This window comes from Sphingobacterium bovistauri, from assembly GCF_020295405.1.
Classification (GTDB): Bacteria; Bacteroidota; Bacteroidia; order Sphingobacteriales; family Sphingobacteriaceae; genus Sphingobacterium; species Sphingobacterium bovistauri.
Window position 1 is genome coordinate 1 of the sequence record NZ_JADEYP010000046.1, and the last position, 17,815, is coordinate 17,815.

The 17,815-nt window shown below is 33.6% G+C and carries 19 protein-coding genes; 10 read left to right on the forward strand and 9 right to left on the reverse strand.

Features of this window, described 5'->3' with window-relative positions:
- Window positions 1–5 precede the first annotated feature (5 nt).
- Window positions 6–158, forward strand: coding sequence for an IS3 family transposase (locus IPZ78_RS16645; RefSeq protein ID WP_262903833.1), 153 nt, complete (start codon window positions 6–8; stop codon window positions 156–158).
- Window positions 159–223: 65 nt separating this feature from the next.
- Here the strand turns inward: IPZ78_RS16645 and IPZ78_RS16650 are convergent, their stop codons facing one another.
- Window positions 224–1,429 carry a pyridoxal phosphate-dependent aminotransferase gene (locus IPZ78_RS16650; protein ID WP_225555114.1) on the reverse strand — a complete coding sequence of 402 codons (1,206 nt, stop codon included), beginning with the start codon at window positions 1,427–1,429 and terminating at the stop codon, window positions 224–226.
- Window positions 1,430–1,724: 295 nt separating this feature from the next.
- Here IPZ78_RS16650 and IPZ78_RS16655 point away from each other — a divergent pair, with 295 nt between their 5' ends.
- The gene (locus IPZ78_RS16655) at window positions 1,725–2,153 is read left to right on the forward strand and encodes a CBS domain-containing protein (RefSeq protein ID WP_225555115.1); all 429 of its coding nucleotides are present in this window, start codon (window positions 1,725–1,727) and stop codon (window positions 2,151–2,153) included.
- A 79-nt stretch (window positions 2,154–2,232) separates the two neighbouring features.
- Window positions 2,233–3,195, forward strand: a complete 963-nt coding sequence (locus IPZ78_RS16660) for a bile acid:sodium symporter family protein (protein WP_225555116.1) — start codon at window positions 2,233–2,235, stop codon at window positions 3,193–3,195.
- A 9-nt stretch (window positions 3,196–3,204) separates the two neighbouring features.
- Here the strand turns inward: IPZ78_RS16660 and IPZ78_RS16665 are convergent, their stop codons facing one another.
- Window positions 3,205–4,065 carry a PPK2 family polyphosphate kinase gene (locus tag IPZ78_RS16665; protein WP_225555117.1) on the reverse strand — a complete coding sequence of 287 codons (861 nt, stop codon included), beginning with the start codon at window positions 4,063–4,065 and terminating at the stop codon, window positions 3,205–3,207.
- Window positions 4,066–4,275: 210 nt separating this feature from the next.
- On the opposite strand from IPZ78_RS16665, the gene IPZ78_RS16670 reads away from it, so the two are divergent.
- The 5 genes from IPZ78_RS16670 (at window position 4,276) to IPZ78_RS16690 (ending at window position 8,028) form a co-directional block, all read left to right on the forward strand.
- Window positions 4,276–4,881 (forward strand): hypothetical protein, encoded by a 606-nt coding sequence (locus IPZ78_RS16670; protein WP_225555118.1) that lies wholly within the window; start codon window positions 4,276–4,278, stop codon window positions 4,879–4,881.
- Window positions 4,875–5,603: a DUF3307 domain-containing protein gene (locus IPZ78_RS16675; RefSeq protein ID WP_225555119.1), complete on the forward strand. Its 729-nt coding sequence runs from the start codon at window positions 4,875–4,877 to the stop codon at window positions 5,601–5,603. Before IPZ78_RS16670 ends, IPZ78_RS16675 begins: the two co-directional genes overlap by 7 nt.
- Window positions 5,604–5,620: 17 nt before the next feature.
- Window positions 5,621–6,751: a serine hydrolase domain-containing protein gene (locus IPZ78_RS16680; RefSeq protein ID WP_225555120.1), complete on the forward strand. Its 1,131-nt coding sequence runs from the start codon at window positions 5,621–5,623 to the stop codon at window positions 6,749–6,751.
- Between the two features lie 92 nt (window positions 6,752–6,843).
- On the forward strand, window positions 6,844–7,344 hold the full coding sequence (locus IPZ78_RS16685) for a hypothetical protein (protein WP_225555121.1): 501 nt from the start codon (window positions 6,844–6,846) through the stop codon (window positions 7,342–7,344).
- Between the two features lie 63 nt (window positions 7,345–7,407).
- Window positions 7,408–8,028, forward strand: a complete 621-nt coding sequence (locus tag IPZ78_RS16690) for a YciE/YciF ferroxidase family protein (RefSeq protein WP_225555122.1) — start codon at window positions 7,408–7,410, stop codon at window positions 8,026–8,028.
- Window positions 8,029–8,073: 45 nt separating this feature from the next.
- Here IPZ78_RS16690 and IPZ78_RS16695 read toward each other — a convergent pair whose 3' ends face one another.
- Entirely contained in the window at window positions 8,074–8,805 is a 732-nt protein-coding gene (locus tag IPZ78_RS16695) for a tRNA threonylcarbamoyladenosine dehydratase (RefSeq protein WP_225555123.1), read from the reverse strand.
- A complete protein-coding gene (locus tag IPZ78_RS16700; RefSeq protein ID WP_225555124.1) occupies window positions 8,802–9,458 on the reverse strand; it encodes a TatD family hydrolase in 657 nt (218 codons plus the stop codon). Before IPZ78_RS16700 ends, IPZ78_RS16695 begins: the two co-directional genes overlap by 4 nt.
- Window positions 9,459–9,561: 103 nt before the next feature.
- Between IPZ78_RS16700 and IPZ78_RS16705 the strand changes: the two genes are divergently transcribed.
- Together IPZ78_RS16705 and IPZ78_RS16710 are read left to right on the forward strand one after the other, a co-directional pair.
- Complete coding sequence (locus IPZ78_RS16705) at window positions 9,562–12,501, forward strand: DNA polymerase III subunit alpha (RefSeq protein ID WP_225555125.1); 2,940 nt, start codon at window positions 9,562–9,564, stop codon at window positions 12,499–12,501.
- Window positions 12,502–12,767: 266 nt separating this feature from the next.
- Entirely contained in the window at window positions 12,768–13,166 is a 399-nt protein-coding gene (locus IPZ78_RS16710; RefSeq protein ID WP_225555126.1) for a hypothetical protein, read from the forward strand.
- Between the two features lie 206 nt (window positions 13,167–13,372).
- Here IPZ78_RS16710 and IPZ78_RS16715 read toward each other — a convergent pair whose 3' ends face one another.
- The 5 genes from IPZ78_RS16715 to IPZ78_RS16735 all read right to left on the reverse strand — a co-directional run bounded on the left by IPZ78_RS16715 (window position 13,373) and on the right by IPZ78_RS16735 (window position 17,641).
- Window positions 13,373–14,470 (reverse strand): hypothetical protein, encoded by a 1,098-nt coding sequence (locus IPZ78_RS16715; protein ID WP_225555127.1) that lies wholly within the window; start codon window positions 14,468–14,470, stop codon window positions 13,373–13,375.
- A gap of 193 nt (window positions 14,471–14,663) precedes the next feature.
- The gene (locus IPZ78_RS16720; RefSeq protein ID WP_225555128.1) at window positions 14,664–14,876 is read right to left on the reverse strand and encodes a hypothetical protein; all 213 of its coding nucleotides are present in this window, start codon (window positions 14,874–14,876) and stop codon (window positions 14,664–14,666) included.
- 42 nt (window positions 14,877–14,918) lie between these two features.
- Window positions 14,919–15,227 (reverse strand): hypothetical protein, encoded by a 309-nt coding sequence (locus IPZ78_RS16725; RefSeq protein WP_225555129.1) that lies wholly within the window; start codon window positions 15,225–15,227, stop codon window positions 14,919–14,921.
- 54 nt (window positions 15,228–15,281) lie between these two features.
- A complete protein-coding gene (locus IPZ78_RS16730; protein ID WP_225555130.1) occupies window positions 15,282–16,106 on the reverse strand; it encodes a DNA adenine methylase in 825 nt (274 codons plus the stop codon).
- Between the two features lie 140 nt (window positions 16,107–16,246).
- Complete coding sequence (locus IPZ78_RS16735) at window positions 16,247–17,641, reverse strand: hypothetical protein (protein WP_225555131.1); 1,395 nt, start codon at window positions 17,639–17,641, stop codon at window positions 16,247–16,249.
- Window positions 17,642–17,815 lie beyond the last annotated feature (174 nt).

A 17,815-nucleotide genomic window follows, 5' to 3' on the forward strand; every position in this document is an offset into this window, starting at 1 on the left:
CAGAATTGTTTTATCTAAAAAAATATACTTCTATTTTTGAGTTAGCTAAAGATATTAGAGAATATATAAAGTATTATAATAACGAAAGAATACGAATTAATTTAAATGGAATGAGCCCGGTGGAATACCGAGCTCATTATATCAAAAACATTGTATAAAGTCGTCCAACTTTTGGGGGTCAGTCCATTTTGAAGCCTTTTGTATTTGTTAATTATGCTATAGATTACACTAATTTTCCTAATGCATCTTTCATTCTTCTCAATGCTTCTTTCAAATTGTCATCAGATGCCGCGTAAGACAAACGAATATAATTGTTGTTTCCGAATGAATCGCCACCTACTGTAGCAATATGACCGAAATTTAATAAATACAATGCTAAATCAGATGAGTCTTTAATAACATTGCCATTTGGGTCTTTTTTACCAAAGAAAGAGCTAATTTCTGGGAAGAAATAGAAAGCGCCATCTGGTAAATTAGTTTTTAGCCCTGGTATATCATTTAATAAGTCGTATACCAATTGACGACGACGCGCAAAAGCCTCTTTCATCTCATATACAGAATCTAATCCCTGTTCATAAGCAACGATACCTGCTCTTTGAGCTATAGAACAAGTCCCTGATGTTGTTTGACCTTGTAGCTTATCATTTGCTGTTGCAATTTCTTTATTTGCTGCAATATAACCTAGTCTCCATCCTGTCATTGCGAAAGCTTTTGAAAAGCCATTGATAATAATTACTCTGTCTTTTACGCTTGCGAATTGAGCGATAGATTCGTGTTTGTCTACGAAGTTAATGTGCTCATAAATCTCATCTGAAATGATGAAAATATTTGGATGTTTCTCAAAAACTTTAACTAAAGCAGCCAATTCATCCTTGCTATATACTGATCCAGTAGGGTTACAAGGAGAAGAAAACATGAAAACTTTAGACTTTGGTGTAATTGCTGCTTCTAATTGTTCTGCTGTAATTTTGAAGTTGCTTTCGATATCAGTATTGATAAATACAGATTTACCTTCCGCCAATGTTACCATTTCTGAATAAGAAACCCAGTAAGGAGTAGGAATAATAACTTCATCACCAGGATTTACCAAGGTAAGAATTACGTTTGATAACGATTGTTTAGCGCCTGTTGAAACCACGATTTGCGATATGTCGTAATCAAGGCCGTTTTCATTTTTTAATTTATTAACTACCGCTTGACGTAAATCTGGGTATCCTGGTACTGGAGAATATCTAGTGAAATTATCGTCTAATGCTTTCTTAGCGGCGTCTTTAACGTGTGCCGGCGTATTAAAATCCGGTTCACCAACACTTAGGCTGATTACGTTAATACCTTGTGCTGCTAATTCACGACCTAATTTGGTCATTTTCAATGTTGCCGATTCTGAAAGGCTATTGATTCTATCTGATAAATATGATGCTGTACTCATAGTGATACAAATATAATTATTCAAATACATTTTGCGGTTAGTTTTGAAATTTTTTTAATGAAATCATTCTAAAACTGAAAAAATGATATTCATTGTACGTCTGTATTTATCAAACCGTTATTCAAAGAGAGGTTGTTTTTTACTAAGTTTGATATATTTTTTGTTTTGTAAGTGGTTTATTAACAGTTATTTCTTATCTTTATTATGAAAATATTTGCAAATAGTTAGCGTGATTAAACTGTTAATGAGGTGCAATAAACTGACCAATATTCCTTAACGACCAAATTTCAGGATTATGAAAACTGTAAAACATATTCTTCAATCTAAACCATCAGCAATTTATTCTGTTACTTCTAGCGCTTCTGTTTTGGATGCCCTTAAATTCATGATGGAAAAAAATATTAGTGCATTACTGGTAATTGAAAATGAACAGTTGTTGGGGATATTTACGGAGAGAGATTATGCACGAAAAGTAGTTTTGCATGGGAAATCTTCAAAAGATACTGCTATTTATGAGGTGATGACTTTTAATCTTCGTACAGTTACACAAAGTCATACTATAGAAAATTGTATGGTATTGATGACTACAAATCATTTCAGACACTTACCTGTTGTCGAAGAAGGGAAAGTTGTTGGCATGATGTCTATTGGTGATCTCGTAAAATGTGTCATAGAGGATCAAAAGGAAACCATTAATCAATTACAAAGTTATATCACGAGCTGATATAGTAATTTAACTAACGCCCACACTTAACAGCTCTTTGTTATTATTTAGGATACTATATGATTATATTTGAGGATATATGAAAATAGACCTCTTTATAGTATATCTATTGTTAAGTATACTAATAGCATTTTTGTTTCCTCAATTAGCCATTTATCAAGACGGAACGGTGTTGGATGGAATTACCTCAGTGGGTGTTGGTCTTATTTTTTTCTTTTATGGTCTCAAATTAAGTTTTGAGCAGATTAAATCTGGGTTGAAAAACTGGAGATTGCATATTTTGGTTCAATCGGCTACTTTTTTAATTTTCCCAATTCTTGTTTTACTTTTTAAGCCCTTTGTAGGGGCGTATATTTCAGAACATTCATGGCTTGGTTTTTTCTTTTTAGCGGCATTACCATCGACAGTTTCTTCTTCTGTTGTAATGGTTTCATTAGCTAAGGGTAATATACCTGCGGCAATTTTTAATGCCAGTATTTCTGGTTTGCTAGGTGTGCTAATCACTCCATTGTGGATGAGTTTATTTTTGGATTTTACGACCGAGAATGTATTATTAGATGTGTATGTGGGTTTGATGTTTGAAATCATTTTACCTGTTATTGCAGGACTATTTCTTCAAAAATATTGGGGCACATGGGCAAAAAATAACAATAAGCATTTGTCTAATTTTGATAAGACTGTTATTCTACTGATTGTTTACGGAAGCTTTGCGAAATCCTTTGATGATGGTATTTTCAAAACATTGAGTGCGAAATATTTACTTGGATTGTTTTTAGCGGTAGTTTTCCTTTTTATTTTAGTTTACGTTCTGTTGTTTATTGTAGGAAATTACATATTTCGTTTTAATCGTGAAGATCAAATAACATTGTTGTTTTGCGGTTCTAAAAAATCATTGACTCATGGGAGTGTCTTTGGAAAGTTTATCTTCATGAATAATCCATACATGGGTTTATATTTTTTACCGTTAATGGTTTATCATGCCTTCCAGATTTTTGTAATTACTTTTATTGCACAGCGATATCATAATAAGAGCGCAAAATAAATTGCGCTTTTATTCTTCATCGTTTAGTTCATTTCTGTAACTATTTATGTGTTGTTCGATATCTTCTGGTAGTTCGGGATAGGAAATATCTTTATATTTTTTCAATTCCTCTAAGATTGTCTTGGCTACTATAAATCTTGCTGTTTTTTTGTCATCCGCAGGGATTATAAACCAAGGAGCGTATGCTGTAGATGTATTCTTTATAGCTTCTTCGTAGCAATGCATGTACTTGTCCCAAAGTTTTCGTTCAGCAAGATCACCTGGCGAAAACTTCCAATTATGATCCTCTTCTTCTAATCTTCGTAATAATCTATCCTTTTGTTCTTGTTTGCTAAGGTTAAGATAGAATTTTAATATTATGGTACCATTTTGAGTTATGTGCTTTTCGAAAGCATTGATTTGATCAAATCGATTTTTCCAAAATAGTGGTTTTAAACTTTTGATATCATTTAATTTTGGTAGGTTTTCGTTCAATAAATACTCCGGGTGAACACGGGTTACAAGGACGTTTTCGTAGTGCGTACGGTTGAAAACAGCAAATTTTCCGCGTTCAGGTAATGCGATATAATGCCTCCACAAGTAATCGTGTTGAAGTTCTTTGCTCGTAGGAGTTTTGAAGCTATGAACAACGACTCCTCTTGCATTGAAATCTTTGAAAACTTCGCGTATTAAAGAGTCTTTGCCTGCTGTATCCATACCTTGAAGACATATCAGTACGCTATATTTATTGTGTGCGTACATGATGTCTTGAATTTGAGCGATTTGTTTTCGTAAATCTTTTAGACCACTTTTTGCCTTTTCGGCATTCATATTTATCTTGGTTGGATAGTTTTTAATCTTGAAGTCTTTAGTTGCTTTAAATCTTTTCATTCCTTTTATATTGGTTGTATATCATGTTTTAAAAAACAGGTGTATTCGAATAATGTTTTAGTTTAAGTTACTCATTTATTTTTAATGTGAAGTATGGAATTGTTAATGCTTAATTATTTATTTTAATGATATAGTTTCTTATCATTAAATTTTGTGATATTTTAATATATCACTTATTTTGATGATATTTATAGTTCAATTATACCCGAGATGGAAAAACAACATGCAGTAATAACAGGAGATATTATAAGTTCTAGAAAGGTAGATGTACAGAAGTGGTTGCCAATTTTGCAACAAAGTCTTCAGTATTATTCAAATAATTTTGATATTTTTAGGGGAGATAGCTTTCAAATAGCTGTTCCTATTGAACACTGTATTGAAGCGATATTCTTACTGAAATCAACTATGCGTACAGTTCAACCATTGGATGTAAGAGTGGGACTTGGTATAGGGGAAATATCCTATTTGGATCTACATATCAAAAATTCTGCAGGAGATGCTTTAATTAATTCTGGTGAAGCTTTTGATACATTAGAAAAGAATTTCGTAGGCGTAAAATCACCTTGGAGTGATTGGGATGAGACTACGACCATCATGTTGCAATTGGCTACCGAGCTAGCAAATCGATGGACTTTTAATATGGCTGAAACGGTATCAATGACCATTAAAAATCCATCAGCTAATCAACGTGAGTTAGCAAAGTTATTAAACCGAAAGTACCAAAGTCAAATAAGTACAGAACTCGGCAATGCGAATTGGCACAAAATTAAGATAGCTATAGATTATTGCACTAAAGAACTAATTAAGCGATGTTAATCCTGTTTTTGAAAATATTATTAGCTCATATTCTTGGAGACTTTGTTTTACAAACGAAGTCTATGGTTGAGAAGCGAAAAGAAAATGTAGCCTATTTAGTCCTACATGTGCTTATACATACTGGATTGTTGGTGTTATTTCTATATGCAGATCTGCAAGCTTATTGGATGTTGATAGCCTTTATTGCCTTTTCGCATCTCGCGATAGATAGTCTGAAAATTTGGTTTGAAAGTAAGTATCCGAGCAAACCTTTACTTTATTTCTGTATTGATCAACTATTACATATCCTTATTTTGATTGCTACAGTTTGTTATACTTATGGGGTATATTTCTTTCATTATAATAAAGTATTTTCTCCCAAAACACTATTATATGCCATAGCATTCTTACTCATTACTGCTGTAAGTCCTATTTTCTTGCGTTTATTTTTCTCTAAATGGAATAGGGAATTTGAATTTCAAAATAAGCGAAAGGATAGTTTGATGAATGCAGGGCTATTAATTGGTATAATGGAGAGGCTATTAATTGTACTATTTATACAAATTCACTTTTTGGAAGGGATAGGATTTCTTCTAGCTGCCAAATCAATTTTCAGATTTGGTGACTTAGCTAATGCAAAAGATACTAAATTTACAGAGTATATCTTGCTGGGGACTTTAGCGAGTTTTGTAATTGCTATTGCAATAGGATATGCATTAAGTTTAGCATTGAAATTTACCTAAATAAATAACATCTATAAATGAAAAAAATTATTTCTTGTTGTCTCACTGTATTGATGAGTAATGTTTTGCTTTTTGGTCAAGATTTGAAAAGTGATGTAAAAAAAGTAGCTGATAAATATAAAGCTGTTGGTGTGGCTTATGTGGTTGTCAAAGACGGGGAAATAATAGAGAAAAATGCAATAGGTTATAGTTCAATTGAGAATAATACTCCTTTAGATGTAGATAAAAATATATTTAGAATAGCATCGATTTCAAAATCTTTTACATCTACAGCTATCATGCAGTTGGTCGAAAAGAAAAGACTTTCGTTAGATGATGATTTTAGTGATTTAGTTGGGTTTTCAGTGCGAAATCCAAAATTTCCAAATACAAAAATCACGCTACGAATGGTGCTGTCACATACGTCAAGTATCAATGATGTAAATGGATATTTTGATCTAGATGTAATCAATCCAGCAAAGAACAGCAATTGGCAAAAAAGCTATAATAATTATGAACCAGGAACAAATTATCAATATTGTAATCTAAATTTCAATATGGCTGGATCTGTATTAGAACGATTAACAAATATTCGTTTCGATAACTATATTCGTCAACAAATCCTTAATCCGTTGGCATTGTATGGAGGATATTGTATTGACTCGTTGGATAATAAACGATTTGCATCATTATATTCTTATAATAAAGATAAGGAAGAGTTTGTACATGAAGCTTCTGCATACAATCCACGTAGTGAGGATGTACGTAATCATATTCTTGGTGTTACTACTCCAATTTTTTCACCAACAGGAGGTATGAAAATATCTGCGGTAGACTTGGCCAAATACATGACAATGCATATGTACTATGGTAAGTCGGGGAAAATAAAAATTCTAGGTAAAAATTACTCTAAAATGATGCAGAAGAAGCTTTCTGAAAAGGAGGGGTATGGTCTAGCATTATTAGAAACGAGTCAATTGATAGCTGGCGAACACTTGGTAGGGCATACTGGATCAGCTTATGGATTGTATAGTTCTATGTTTTTTAGTCCAAAGAAAAAGTATGGTATAGTTGTAATAACGAATGGTTGTATCCCTACATATAAAGATGGAAATGTAGCGTTGACAGCAGAGATTGTTAATCTACTACATGATAGGTTAATAAAATAACTACAAATAGAAAGATTCAGAATTGAGTTTCTGAATCATTGGCTTGTTTTTTGTAATTTATGCAATAAAGATTATTATAAAAAGTATGAGTTATGATTAAATTTTTTGGATCTCTTATTTTAGTTTTTAACTTATTCATTGTTAATGCTCAATCATTAAATCTTCATGATGTTCGAAAAGATTTTAATAGGGGAGTAAAGGATGAAGTGCTTTGTAAAAAATACTTAAGTTTATTACAAAAAAATGCTAAATCTCCATTAGAGAAAGGATATCAGGCTGCATTCAATATGTTTATGGCTAAACATACTTCTAATCCTTTCAAAAAAATGGGCTATTTCAAAGATGGCAAAAAGCTTTTGGAATCACAGATAAAATTAGAATCCAATAATATAGAATTACGCTTTATTCGTTTATCTATTCAATATCATATTCCAGATTATTTAGGCTATAAGGAAAATATCAATGAAGATAAAGAATACTTAGTTTCAAATTTATATAAATTGAAAGACGATAAAGCCAAAGATATTATATACAATTACCTAAAGGGTGCTAATATGTATAATTCAGAAGAATTAAGTTTATTAGGTCGTTAAATAATTAAAACAATAACTTGTTTCCACTGTTGATTAGGAATATACACACTAATAATTCTAATTATGGCTACAGTGAAAGATAAAAAACAAGCAACAAAAAAAGCTTCTACATCTAAGAGTCAATCCGCATCAAAGAAAAAGGTAACATCCCCTAAGAGTAAAGTTGCAGACGCTGGAAAAGTTCCTGCTAAGAAAGATGCAGCCAAAAATTTACAAGATTTATTTGAGGATGGTTTGAAAGATATTTATTGGGCAGAAAAGGCATTAAAAAAGGAACTTCCAAAGATGGAGAAAAATGCTAGCTCAACGGAGCTCAAGAAAGCTATAAAGGGTCACCTTGGAGAAACTGAACAGCATATTAAACGATTAGAGGAAGCATTTAAATCTATTGGTAAGAAAGCTGAGGCTGAGAAATGTGATGCGATGGCTGGTCTATTAGAAGAAGGCAAAGGTATTATAAAGGAAACTAAGATTGGTGCAGTACGTGATGCTGGTATAATCGCTGCAGCGCAAAAAGTGGAACATTATGAAATAGCAACGTATGGTACATTAGCTGCATTCGCAAAAGTTTTAGGACATAAAAAAGCGCTAAAATTATTGTTAGAAAGTTTGAAGGAAGAAAAGAAATGTGATGAAGCTTTAACAAAATTGGCAGATACCAATTTGAATTCAAAGGCTGAATAAACAGTATAAAAAAAGTAAAGCGAGATTATTCTCGCTTTACTTTTTTTATACTGTTTTCATCTCAATCAGATCGCGAATAGCGACTGAAGCTATTGCTCCACCAAATGCTGCAGGGAGATACGACATGGTTCCATATGCAGATTTTTTATAATTGCTACCATCGGTATATAGCAATGAAGCCTTGTCTGGTAATTCTGTGGAGAAAGCCACTTTTACACCTTTTCGAATATCGTGTTTGCGTAATTTTTTTCGGATATGATGGGCTAATTTACAATTGTATGTATCGCTAATATCGCCAATTTTGATTTTAGTAGGATCTACTTTACCACCTGCCCCCATCGAACTTACAAAGGGGATTTTAGCAGCATATGCTTGACGAATCAAAAATAGTTTTGGTGTGATACTATCAATAGCTTCTACGATATAATCGGGTTGTTCAGCTATTAGTTTTTCGACACGATCAGGAATCACAAATTCTTCATACACTGTCAAATCTAATTCTGGATTAATATCCAACAATCGCTGTCTCATGATTTGTGCTTTAGCGACACCATGATTAGTTGCTAAGGCAGGTAATTGTCTGTTGCGGTTTGAGGGGTCTACTGTATCACCATCAATGATTGTCATTTTGCCGACGCCCGCTCTTGCTATAAATTCTGCAGCAAATGATCCCACACCACCTAATCCTAAAACCAAGACATGCGACTTTGCTAATTTTTCTAATGCCTCACGGCCAATTAATGCTTCTGTTCTTGACAACCAAGATAAATCTTTCATGATAATATGTTGTATCTAAATACGTTCTCAAAATTTTTGACTATTTGTTCTTGTAAATCCGATAGGCTGATTTTTCGAACGGTGCAAAAATAAGAATAAATATCTACTACATTGGTAGATTTATTGTCAGTTTCGAAGAAAATTTTATCTAAATCTATGGATTGAAGTAGAATATCTTGATTTCCTTGGAGAATAGAAGTGCCAAAACTGATATAATAACCTCGATTTAGAATCGAATAAGCTAATTCTATATTTTTATTAAAACCATGAAAAATCACAGGAACAACAACTTTTTGAGTTTTGAGTACCGCAAAAATATCTTGATATGTTCTAACAGAATGGATAATTAATGGCTTTTGCAATTCATTTGCCAATTGTATTTGCCTTTCGAAAATTTCTATTTGTACATCCCAATTAGTTTCGGTGATTTTGTCTAATCCACATTCACCAATAGCCAGTACATTTTTAGCAGAAGCATGTGATTTCAATAAATCAAATTGCGCTTCAACGTCTTTATTCACATACCAAGGATGAATTCCTACAGAGCATACTTCGGAAGAAAATTGCTCTCTTCCAATGATACAATTGAGTAATTGAAAAGCATTTAAATCTTCTTGCAATTGATGGGTATGAATGTCGATGTATGGCAACATAGATGCAATTTACTAAAAGAAATGAGCATGCTGTGAAAATATTGTGGAAATATTTTACTAAAAATTTTAGTAAAATCAAATTTTGAATACCTAATTTTGTACTATGTTTTTGAATTGCAAGACCTGGTTTAGTTTTCATTATGGCACCTATGAGCCTAAGAAATTAATAGAGCAAGCAAAAGGTTTAGGTATTAAATCTTTGGCTTTGACGAATATTAATTCCACGGCGGATTGTTGGGATTTCATGCATAAATGTCAGGAAGTAGGTATTAAACCTATCATTGGTGCTGAAGTGCGCCATGAAGATCATTTTTGCTATGTGTTGTTGGCGAAAAACAATGCTGGCCTATTGGCGATACATACGTTCTTGTCTTATCATAAACAAAAGGAAATTCCTTTTCCTGTACGTCCTAGTTTCACTACAGAAGATGTATGGGTGATTTATCGCTATGAAGAACATACTTTGCAACAGCAACTTGGCGTAAATGAACTGATTGGTTTGGATATTTTGCATTTGAATAACCTGACTTGGCAGCTGCATCTTGATGTGGACAAATATGTGATACTCCATCCTGTGACCTATCAAGACAAAACACATTATGATGTCCACCGTATTTTGCGGGCTATAGCAAAGAATACATTGTTGTCGAAGTTGACAAAAACAGATTTTGCAGGTGATGGAGAGATGTTGATGGAAGAGGGGGAATTGGTAAGTGCTTTTGCACGATTTCCGTCAGTTATTTCCAAAACGATGCAAGTCGTTAATTCTTGTTCCATTGAAATGGAATTTCACACAGATAAAAATCGTAAATATTTCACTGCTTCTGAAGAAGATGACTCGGCGCTATTGCGAAAATTGGCAATGGAGGGTAGTAAAATGCGGTATGGTTTGCATAATAAAATCGCACTTGAACGAGTAGAGAAGGAGCTGAAGATGATAGCCGATTTGGGATTTAATGCCTATTTTTTAATTGTTTGGGATATGCTACGTTATGCACATGAAAGAGGATTTTATCATGTTGGACGGGGGAGTGGGGCCAATTCTATTGTAGCCTATTGTTTGCGCATTACGGATGTGGATCCGATTAAATTGGATTTGTATTTCGAACGTTTTTTAAACCCTAACCGTACTTCGCCGCCCGATTTTGACATCGATTTTAGTTGGCAAGATCGTGATGCGATTTTCGAATATATGTTTATGCGTTATGGAAGACAGTATGTGTCTTTACTGGGGATGTATTCTACTTTTCAGCGTCGTGCTATTGTGCGGGAATTGGGGAAAGTGTTTGGTCTTCCCAAAGAGGAAATAGACCGATTGGTTGGTACTAGAGAATGGAATTCGGAAGATAAATTTCAGCGATGGATTAAGAAATATGGCGATTTACTCGTGAATTTTCCAACGAATATTTCGATACATGCAGGAGGGGTGCTGATTAGCGAAAAACCCTTAAATCAATATGCTGTAACCGAATTGCCGCCCAAAGGATTGGTGACGGCGCATATGGATATGTTTGAAGCGGATAGAATAGGGCTTTATAAATTTGATATTTTGAGTCAACGTGGTTTGGGACATATCAAAGATGCGTTGGAATTAATAGCCAAAAATCGTGGAAAGCATATTGATATTCACCACGTCGAAGAATTTTTTAGCGACCCTAATCTAGCGAAGAAAATTCGCGAAGCGGATACCATTGGTTGTTTTTATATCGAAAGTCCTGCCATGCGTCAGCTTTTGGGAAAGTTAAAATGTTCGGATTATCTTACACTAGTAGCTGCTAGTTCGATTATTCGTCCTGGTGTGGCACAATCGGGGATGATGAAGCAATATATAGAGCGATATCATGACCGTGATAAAGTTGAGTATCTGCATCCGAAAATGAAAGAATTACTTGAGGAGACTTATGGCGTCATGGTGTATCAAGAGGATGTAATTAAAGTCGCTCATTATTTTGGTGGAATTTCGCTGGACGAAGCAGATATTTTGCGCAGAGCCATGAGTGGAAAATATCGTTCGGAGAATAAATTTGAGAAACTGCGAGAGAAATTCTTCGCCAATTGTCGCGAATTTGGATACGATGAATCGGTAACGACAGAAGTGTGGCGTCAGATGGAAAGTTTTGGTGGATATTCCTTTGCGAAGGGGCACTCGGCTTCTTTCGCTGTCGAGAGTTACCAAAGTCTTTTCCTCAAAAGCTATTATCCGCAAGAATTTTATGTGGCAGTCATCAACAATTTTGGTGGCTTTTATCGTACAGAATTTTACTTTCATGAGTTGCGTCGCTATGGAGGGGATATCCAGTTACCTTGTTTGAATCATAGCGACTATTTGACGAATATTCATGGTAACAAAGTCTATGTGGGTTTTATCCATTTGCAGGGTTTGGAAGAACGATTTGCACATCAAATTGTAGCGGAACGAAAGCAAAATGGAACTTATTGTGACTTACACGATGTTTTTCAGCGATTACACCCTTCGCCCGAACAGTTGAATTTATTGATTCGAATAGGCGCGCTGCGGTTTACTGGTTTGGATAAGAAAACATTGCTTTGGGAAGCGAATTTCAAAAGCAAGCGTTTGGAAAAGGAAGTGCCGGTAAGTTTATTTGCTACAACAGACGAACCTCATTTCGCGCTGCCTGTTTTTGAAGAAGATCGTTTGGAAGATTTGAAAGATGAATTAGATTTGTTAGGCTTTGTGGTCGGAGATTTTTTTGAATTGTTGGAAGAAAAATACCTTAGTGGGGTAATTAAAGCAAAAGAGTTGCCTCAATATCTAGGACAGCAAATCAAAATTGTAGGACGATTTGTGACGCTTAAGGAAACCTGGACTATTAAGAATGATCGAATGTGCTTCGGGACATTTTTAGATGCGGAGGGAGATTGGTTGGATACGGTACATTTTCCACCTGTGTATAAGCAATATCCACTTTTAGGCGCAGGTTTTTATGAAATTCATGGACGTGTGTTAGAAGAATTTGGTGTGTATAGTGTGGAAGTATTAAGCATGCGGAAGTTAGGGTATAAGTTTGGAAGTAAATTTTAAGATCTAAATATTTTTCCTTTTTACTGAGTTATTAGATTACTATCCAATATTTTCATTTTATAATAAAAAACAATTAGAAAAATAAAGTAATAGCACTATGCTTAATAGAAAATATATCTATATGATAATATTTAGATTTCTCGAAAGATAAAAAAATATTCTTTTTGAGATATTTAATTGATTTTATTTAATTTAAAGTGTTTATATTTACGCTTGGTGTCATTTTTTTTAAATGACTACTTTTTATTAAAACAAAAAATAAAATCATGAAAAAAATATTATTTATAGCATTCCCTGTGTTTGCATTAGTGTTTCTGTTTGGATGTAGTAAGGATGATGATTCTCCGGGTAGTGATAAAGGGAAATTTAAAGTATCTGATTTTACGATTTTAGATGTTAGTACCAAGGGAGGTAATGGTCAATTGGATATAGATTATGCACAAAAAAATACTACAAGCATGAACTATGATAGTGATAGTGAAGGCTATTTCAGAATTAAATGGAAAGTTAAAACTACCGATGGGAATAGTTTTCAAACAGATAGATTATTAGCAACAGAACTGGATGCTGGTGCTACTGAGTCATTGAATGCAATAATTGAATTTACAGCAAGTAAAACAATTGATGTTGCTACATTAACGTATGAAGTATATCGTGATAAATAAATAAACAATACTTCATAGGGAAATATAACTCCTATTATTGCTAATAAAGAGATGCATACGTACTGGGATTATTTTTTTATTCATAAAAAATAATCCTTTTACTCTTCCTTGTCATCTTCTTACTTTAGTTCCCTATACGGATTTTCTTCAGATTCGTTGATTTCTTTGTACGAAATAGATGTCTCGGTCTGATTTGGTTATTCTGTTTATCTATTAACTTCACTTATCTGAATCAACTTGTACTTGCTTTTTTGAACACGAACAAACTGATAGACAAAATCTTGTTTTAGATTATCGCTTATTAGTAAATCTAAAATTGCATGTTTTCTAAAATATTCATCAGGAGAATTCATTTCAATGAATGGAAGTAAAAAGCTTCCACTATCATCACCATCAAAGAAATTGGGAAATTGCGAAAGTGAAACGTACCTAATATTTAAAGGCTTTTCTAGATTTTTTTTTAATGAACGGTATTTTTGAAGAGTTAAAAAATCAGATTTTCTAACAGCTTTGTTATCTATAATTAATGAATCTAACAATAATTTTTCTACTGATCTTCTTAGGTTTATTTGATTTAAAAATTCTTTTCTGACATCATTAAAGGATAAATATTTTCCTTTGTCCATTTTAATGTTAATATTGTCTACAATAGTGTCTTGAACTATTTTGAATGAATAGTAATCAATAAATTCATTCACTTTCATCATTTCTTGTTGATCAGAGACAAGTATATTATTATTGGAGTCTAGGAGTAATTGTTTACCACCCACCCATTTATAATATTCACTTCCAGGTTCTAGAGGCTCTCTTCTTGCATCTTTTAAAGCGTGTACAAACCCATTCTTCATGGATGAGAGTTCATTATAATTGGCTGGTATGCGAATACTCCCTTTCCAATCAAACATTCCTTCACAGTGTGGATTTCTGCCTGGAAGTTCCTCTATTGAGAATCGAATAAACCCCTCAGATTCTACGTCATATGAAAAGTCCCAAGCCCAAGTGCTATCTCTCCCAAATATTTTACCTTTTCTGTTGAAGTAAAAACTACCTACTTTAGGATCCGTATTCCATACTGCTCCCACATCTTTTATTATGCTATGACTGAATACTGGATGATATATTGCTTTTAAAACGGTATCACCTTTATGATCCATATATCCAATCAATTCGGGATTGTTAGGATTTAAGATTCGTTTGATATATTTAGTCCAACCTCTAACTTCTTGAGAATAAGTTGTAGTACATATTAGAAGAAAATAGATGATTAATAAGTAAAGTAATTTAGTTAGATTTCTGTATTGCATATATTTTGAGTGAAGGATGTTTAATATTTTTTTTCGGTAAAAATAACCTAAAGTTTTCTTTTTGTCTTATGAGTTAATTGGTTTTAAAGATTATCCATAATTAATTTGGACAACTTTATAATTATTCCCCTCTATAAACGCAAAAACGAAATGTACATAATTTCAAAACGAAATGCACAAAAAATTACGCCTATTAAATGTTTAATAGGCGTAATTCATCTTCTAACTTATCAGGATAGTTCTGATTGATATATTCCTCCAGCTGCTTTATTGCAGCCTCCTTAAATCCTAACTTTAACAGTTCTTTAGCTCTATTCCTCAGTGACAGTAATATTGGATCATTATCATAATTATAACCATTAATAATAAGTCTATCATTAATTTTTACTTTCTTTAAACGTTTCATAAAGCAATTTTAAAAGGCTATTAAATACTTTTTAATACTCGTTTATCTAGTAAAAAAGTTCCATTGATGCTCGATAGCTTCTTCAGGTGTTCGACCTAATTCATCAGTATACATATTATGTTTTTCTCCTTTTCCATCTATTGTTTCGTGGATTATTACCCAAGCCATTTCTCTTCCTTCTGAATCGAGATGAGTAGATTGTACAGTACACGGACTTACAATATTTTCCCTAGTAGAGATATAATAAGTATCCGCAGTATTGACTGAAATTGGAACTCTTAACCTATATGGAATTGGTTTAATATTACCATCAACTCTGAACTCATGTATTTTCAACCCCTTTTTTCTCATATTAATATACAATGATATTTAACTTAATGACTTTTAATGATATCGGTACCAATTTTAAGTATTAAATAAAGTTAGTGAATCATTAGGATTACTCAAATCATAATTAGCCGTCATGACCTCAATCTTTTTTTTCCCTGATTTACCTGTTCCATTAGCCACACTGACACTTTGCTCAATTCTTTTAGTATACCAACCGTTTTTATTCGTATAATCACTTAAAACTTCACTAGGGTATGATGAAATCATAAATTTTCCCTCACAATTTTGGAGCGTAACTAAAAGATTTTCAAAATCATCCTTAGAATACCCATCATAATGTCCACAATCTGAATTAAAGTAAGGAGGATCACAGTAATGAAAGGCATCTTTATGATCTCTGGACCTAATAACACGTAAAGCATCTGTATTTTCAACTTGTACATTTTGCAATCGTATAGCATAAGCTTCAGTAAAAGACTCTCTTTTATTATTAATCTTTTTGGAGGTAGTCCCTCCTTTAGTATCATACCCCCAAGAACCATCAAGCATTGCACTAAATGATTGTTGAGCTAATACCCAAACCGCCCAGGCTCGTTGTATTCTTGTAAATAAATGTGGATTTTCATACATAACATTTGCGTCAGCATGGAGAGAACGGCTGTGTAAAGATATTCTTATCATCTTTTCAAGTTCTACGAACTCATTTTTACAAACTTCATAAAAGTTTATAAGTTCTCTATTATAATCGTTTATAACCTCACATTCACTTGGACCTTTTGCCCAAAAAATTGCACCACCACCAACGAATGGTTCTATATATGTTTTATGTCTTGGAAATAATGGTAGAATTGTCGTTACTAAATTTTGTTTTCCTCCGTAATAGGATATTGGCGTCTTCATAGTCTTTTATTTGTTATATTTGCACCTCTCACAATTGTTAAAATGCACAAGTCACTGCAAGAGCTTTCAAGCCTCCAGCATAGTGCTTTGTGCATTTTCTTTTTGACATTGTGAGAGATTTATAAAAGACTGGAGGCTTACTAACTATCTGTAACACCAACCATTATTCCTGAATAATAATTCATATACTTGGTGACATTAGATTCATTTTTAAACCCGACTTTCCCTGTATAGCCATATTGACCGTTTGCGATTATGTCACCTGTGAAATCAATAGCAGTTCCTAATCTTAGATATAAGCCCTTGAATGGATGTTGCTTTATTGACATTGGATTAGTAGATGAAGCAGAACGAGTCATTGATATCATTGCGCCATTCCCTCCAAACAACATTTCTATCATAGCATGGTAGTTGAAAATTTCATCATATCCATTGTAGACAGCTTTGAATGCAACTCCATTTCTCAACAACTCCAAAACCTCATAATATGATCCTGCATGAACAAAAACTCCAGCTGGACTTGTTGTTACAAACGTACGTTCAGGAATAGAATCCGCTGATGTTATCTTATTACCATCTATAGAAAACCCAGCTACACGGCTATCACCAGTCACGTGCAAATTTTCAGCAATGATCTCTTGAGCAAACAACTTCTGAACATTAATTAATCTCGCTGTCACCACATCAGTAACTACATTTCCTCCCGAAATAAGCGTAAACATACGAGTAGGATTGAATGATCGTTGACCTTCAATCACAGACGACAGAACCCCAAGATTAAAATGATAATAGCCCACTTCAGATTCAGTTGCCATTTGGTTTTCACTCAATACCCATTCACCAGTCAAGGCTGTCGTACTTACTTTAGCTGCTAGATAATATGATTTCAAAGGGGCTAAATCATCCTGATCAAATGCAGATAAATTCCAAATATACCCCAAGCCTGTAATCTCGTATGATTTATGAATAAGTTTACCAGCTGTCAAAGTCAATCTATTCGCATCACTTCCTGCATTCACAGCTATATCAATATCCTCCAAATCAAAGTACATCGATTCCGAACCAAATAAAGCTGCTATTCCTTGCACAAGTGCCGTCTGCAACTTTTCATCAGGATCGAAAACCTTTTCTTTAAACTCATTGATAGCACGGATATTTCTACGATCATATGCATATGATTGTTTACTGTACTGCGTAACTATTTCCTTTGTTTGCTTGATATCCTCTTCAATCTTTTGAATACGGTTATAAGTTACCTCTTGACCGATTTCAATTTCAAATCGTGAGCCTATATGAAGATTAGGATAAGTCGCCGTATAACTTACTTTGGTGATTTGCAAATTATCATCAAGACCGATTTTGGCATCTTTGAATGGCAGAATATCACCTGATTTTAATTCTTTGTTTTTACGCTTCAATTCCAGCGGATCTACGGCAGCTTCATAAACTACACGAGGCACTTTATTCGAATTCAGATATTCCAGTCTTTTGGCTTCTAATTGAGCCAATGCAGCAGTGATATAACTTTCAGGCATTCTTATACCTATTAGGGTATAAGAATCACCCTCTTCAGCAATAATAGTGGATATACCATTTAAACTGTCCCCCCTTCACCACTTCAAAGTGTCCCCTCAGAGTTGAGGTCTGAAAAGAACAAAAAGTTGTTGTGCAGATCGGTTCCTTAGACGGATATTTTTTGTCCGGTTTAA

What these genes read in the sequence shown, in the direction of transcription:
- IPZ78_RS16650 (WP_225555114.1), bottom strand. Translation starts at nt 1,429, where the DNA reads ATGAGTACAGCATCATATTTATCAGATAGAATCAATAGCCTTTCAGAA.
- IPZ78_RS16655 (WP_225555115.1), top strand. Translation starts at nt 1,725, where the DNA reads ATGAAAACTGTAAAACATATTCTTCAATCTAAACCATCAGCAATTTAT.
- IPZ78_RS16660 (WP_225555116.1), top strand. Translation starts at nt 2,233, where the DNA reads ATGAAAATAGACCTCTTTATAGTATATCTATTGTTAAGTATACTAATA.
- IPZ78_RS16665 (WP_225555117.1), bottom strand. Translation starts at nt 4,065, where the DNA reads ATGAAAAGATTTAAAGCAACTAAAGACTTCAAGATTAAAAACTATCCA.
- IPZ78_RS16670 (WP_225555118.1), top strand. Translation starts at nt 4,276, where the DNA reads ATGGAAAAACAACATGCAGTAATAACAGGAGATATTATAAGTTCTAGA.
- IPZ78_RS16675 (WP_225555119.1), top strand. Translation starts at nt 4,875, where the DNA reads ATGTTAATCCTGTTTTTGAAAATATTATTAGCTCATATTCTTGGAGAC.
- IPZ78_RS16680 (WP_225555120.1), top strand. Translation starts at nt 5,621, where the DNA reads ATGAAAAAAATTATTTCTTGTTGTCTCACTGTATTGATGAGTAATGTT.
- IPZ78_RS16685 (WP_225555121.1), top strand. Translation starts at nt 6,844, where the DNA reads ATGATTAAATTTTTTGGATCTCTTATTTTAGTTTTTAACTTATTCATT.
- IPZ78_RS16690 (WP_225555122.1), top strand. Translation starts at nt 7,408, where the DNA reads ATGGCTACAGTGAAAGATAAAAAACAAGCAACAAAAAAAGCTTCTACA.
- IPZ78_RS16695 (WP_225555123.1), bottom strand. Translation starts at nt 8,805, where the DNA reads ATGAAAGATTTATCTTGGTTGTCAAGAACAGAAGCATTAATTGGCCGT.
- IPZ78_RS16700 (WP_225555124.1), bottom strand. Translation starts at nt 9,458, where the DNA reads ATGTTGCCATACATCGACATTCATACCCATCAATTGCAAGAAGATTTA.
- IPZ78_RS16705 (WP_225555125.1), top strand. Translation starts at nt 9,562, where the DNA reads ATGTTTTTGAATTGCAAGACCTGGTTTAGTTTTCATTATGGCACCTAT.
- IPZ78_RS16710 (WP_225555126.1), top strand. Translation starts at nt 12,768, where the DNA reads ATGAAAAAAATATTATTTATAGCATTCCCTGTGTTTGCATTAGTGTTT.
- IPZ78_RS16715 (WP_225555127.1), bottom strand. Translation starts at nt 14,470, where the DNA reads ATGCAATACAGAAATCTAACTAAATTACTTTACTTATTAATCATCTAT.
- IPZ78_RS16720 (WP_225555128.1), bottom strand. Translation starts at nt 14,876, where the DNA reads ATGAAACGTTTAAAGAAAGTAAAAATTAATGATAGACTTATTATTAAT.
- IPZ78_RS16725 (WP_225555129.1), bottom strand. Translation starts at nt 15,227, where the DNA reads ATGAGAAAAAAGGGGTTGAAAATACATGAGTTCAGAGTTGATGGTAAT.
- IPZ78_RS16730 (WP_225555130.1), bottom strand. Translation starts at nt 16,106, where the DNA reads ATGAAGACGCCAATATCCTATTACGGAGGAAAACAAAATTTAGTAACG.
- IPZ78_RS16735 (WP_225555131.1), bottom strand. Translation starts at nt 17,641, where the DNA reads ATGCCTGAAAGTTATATCACTGCTGCATTGGCTCAATTAGAAGCCAAA.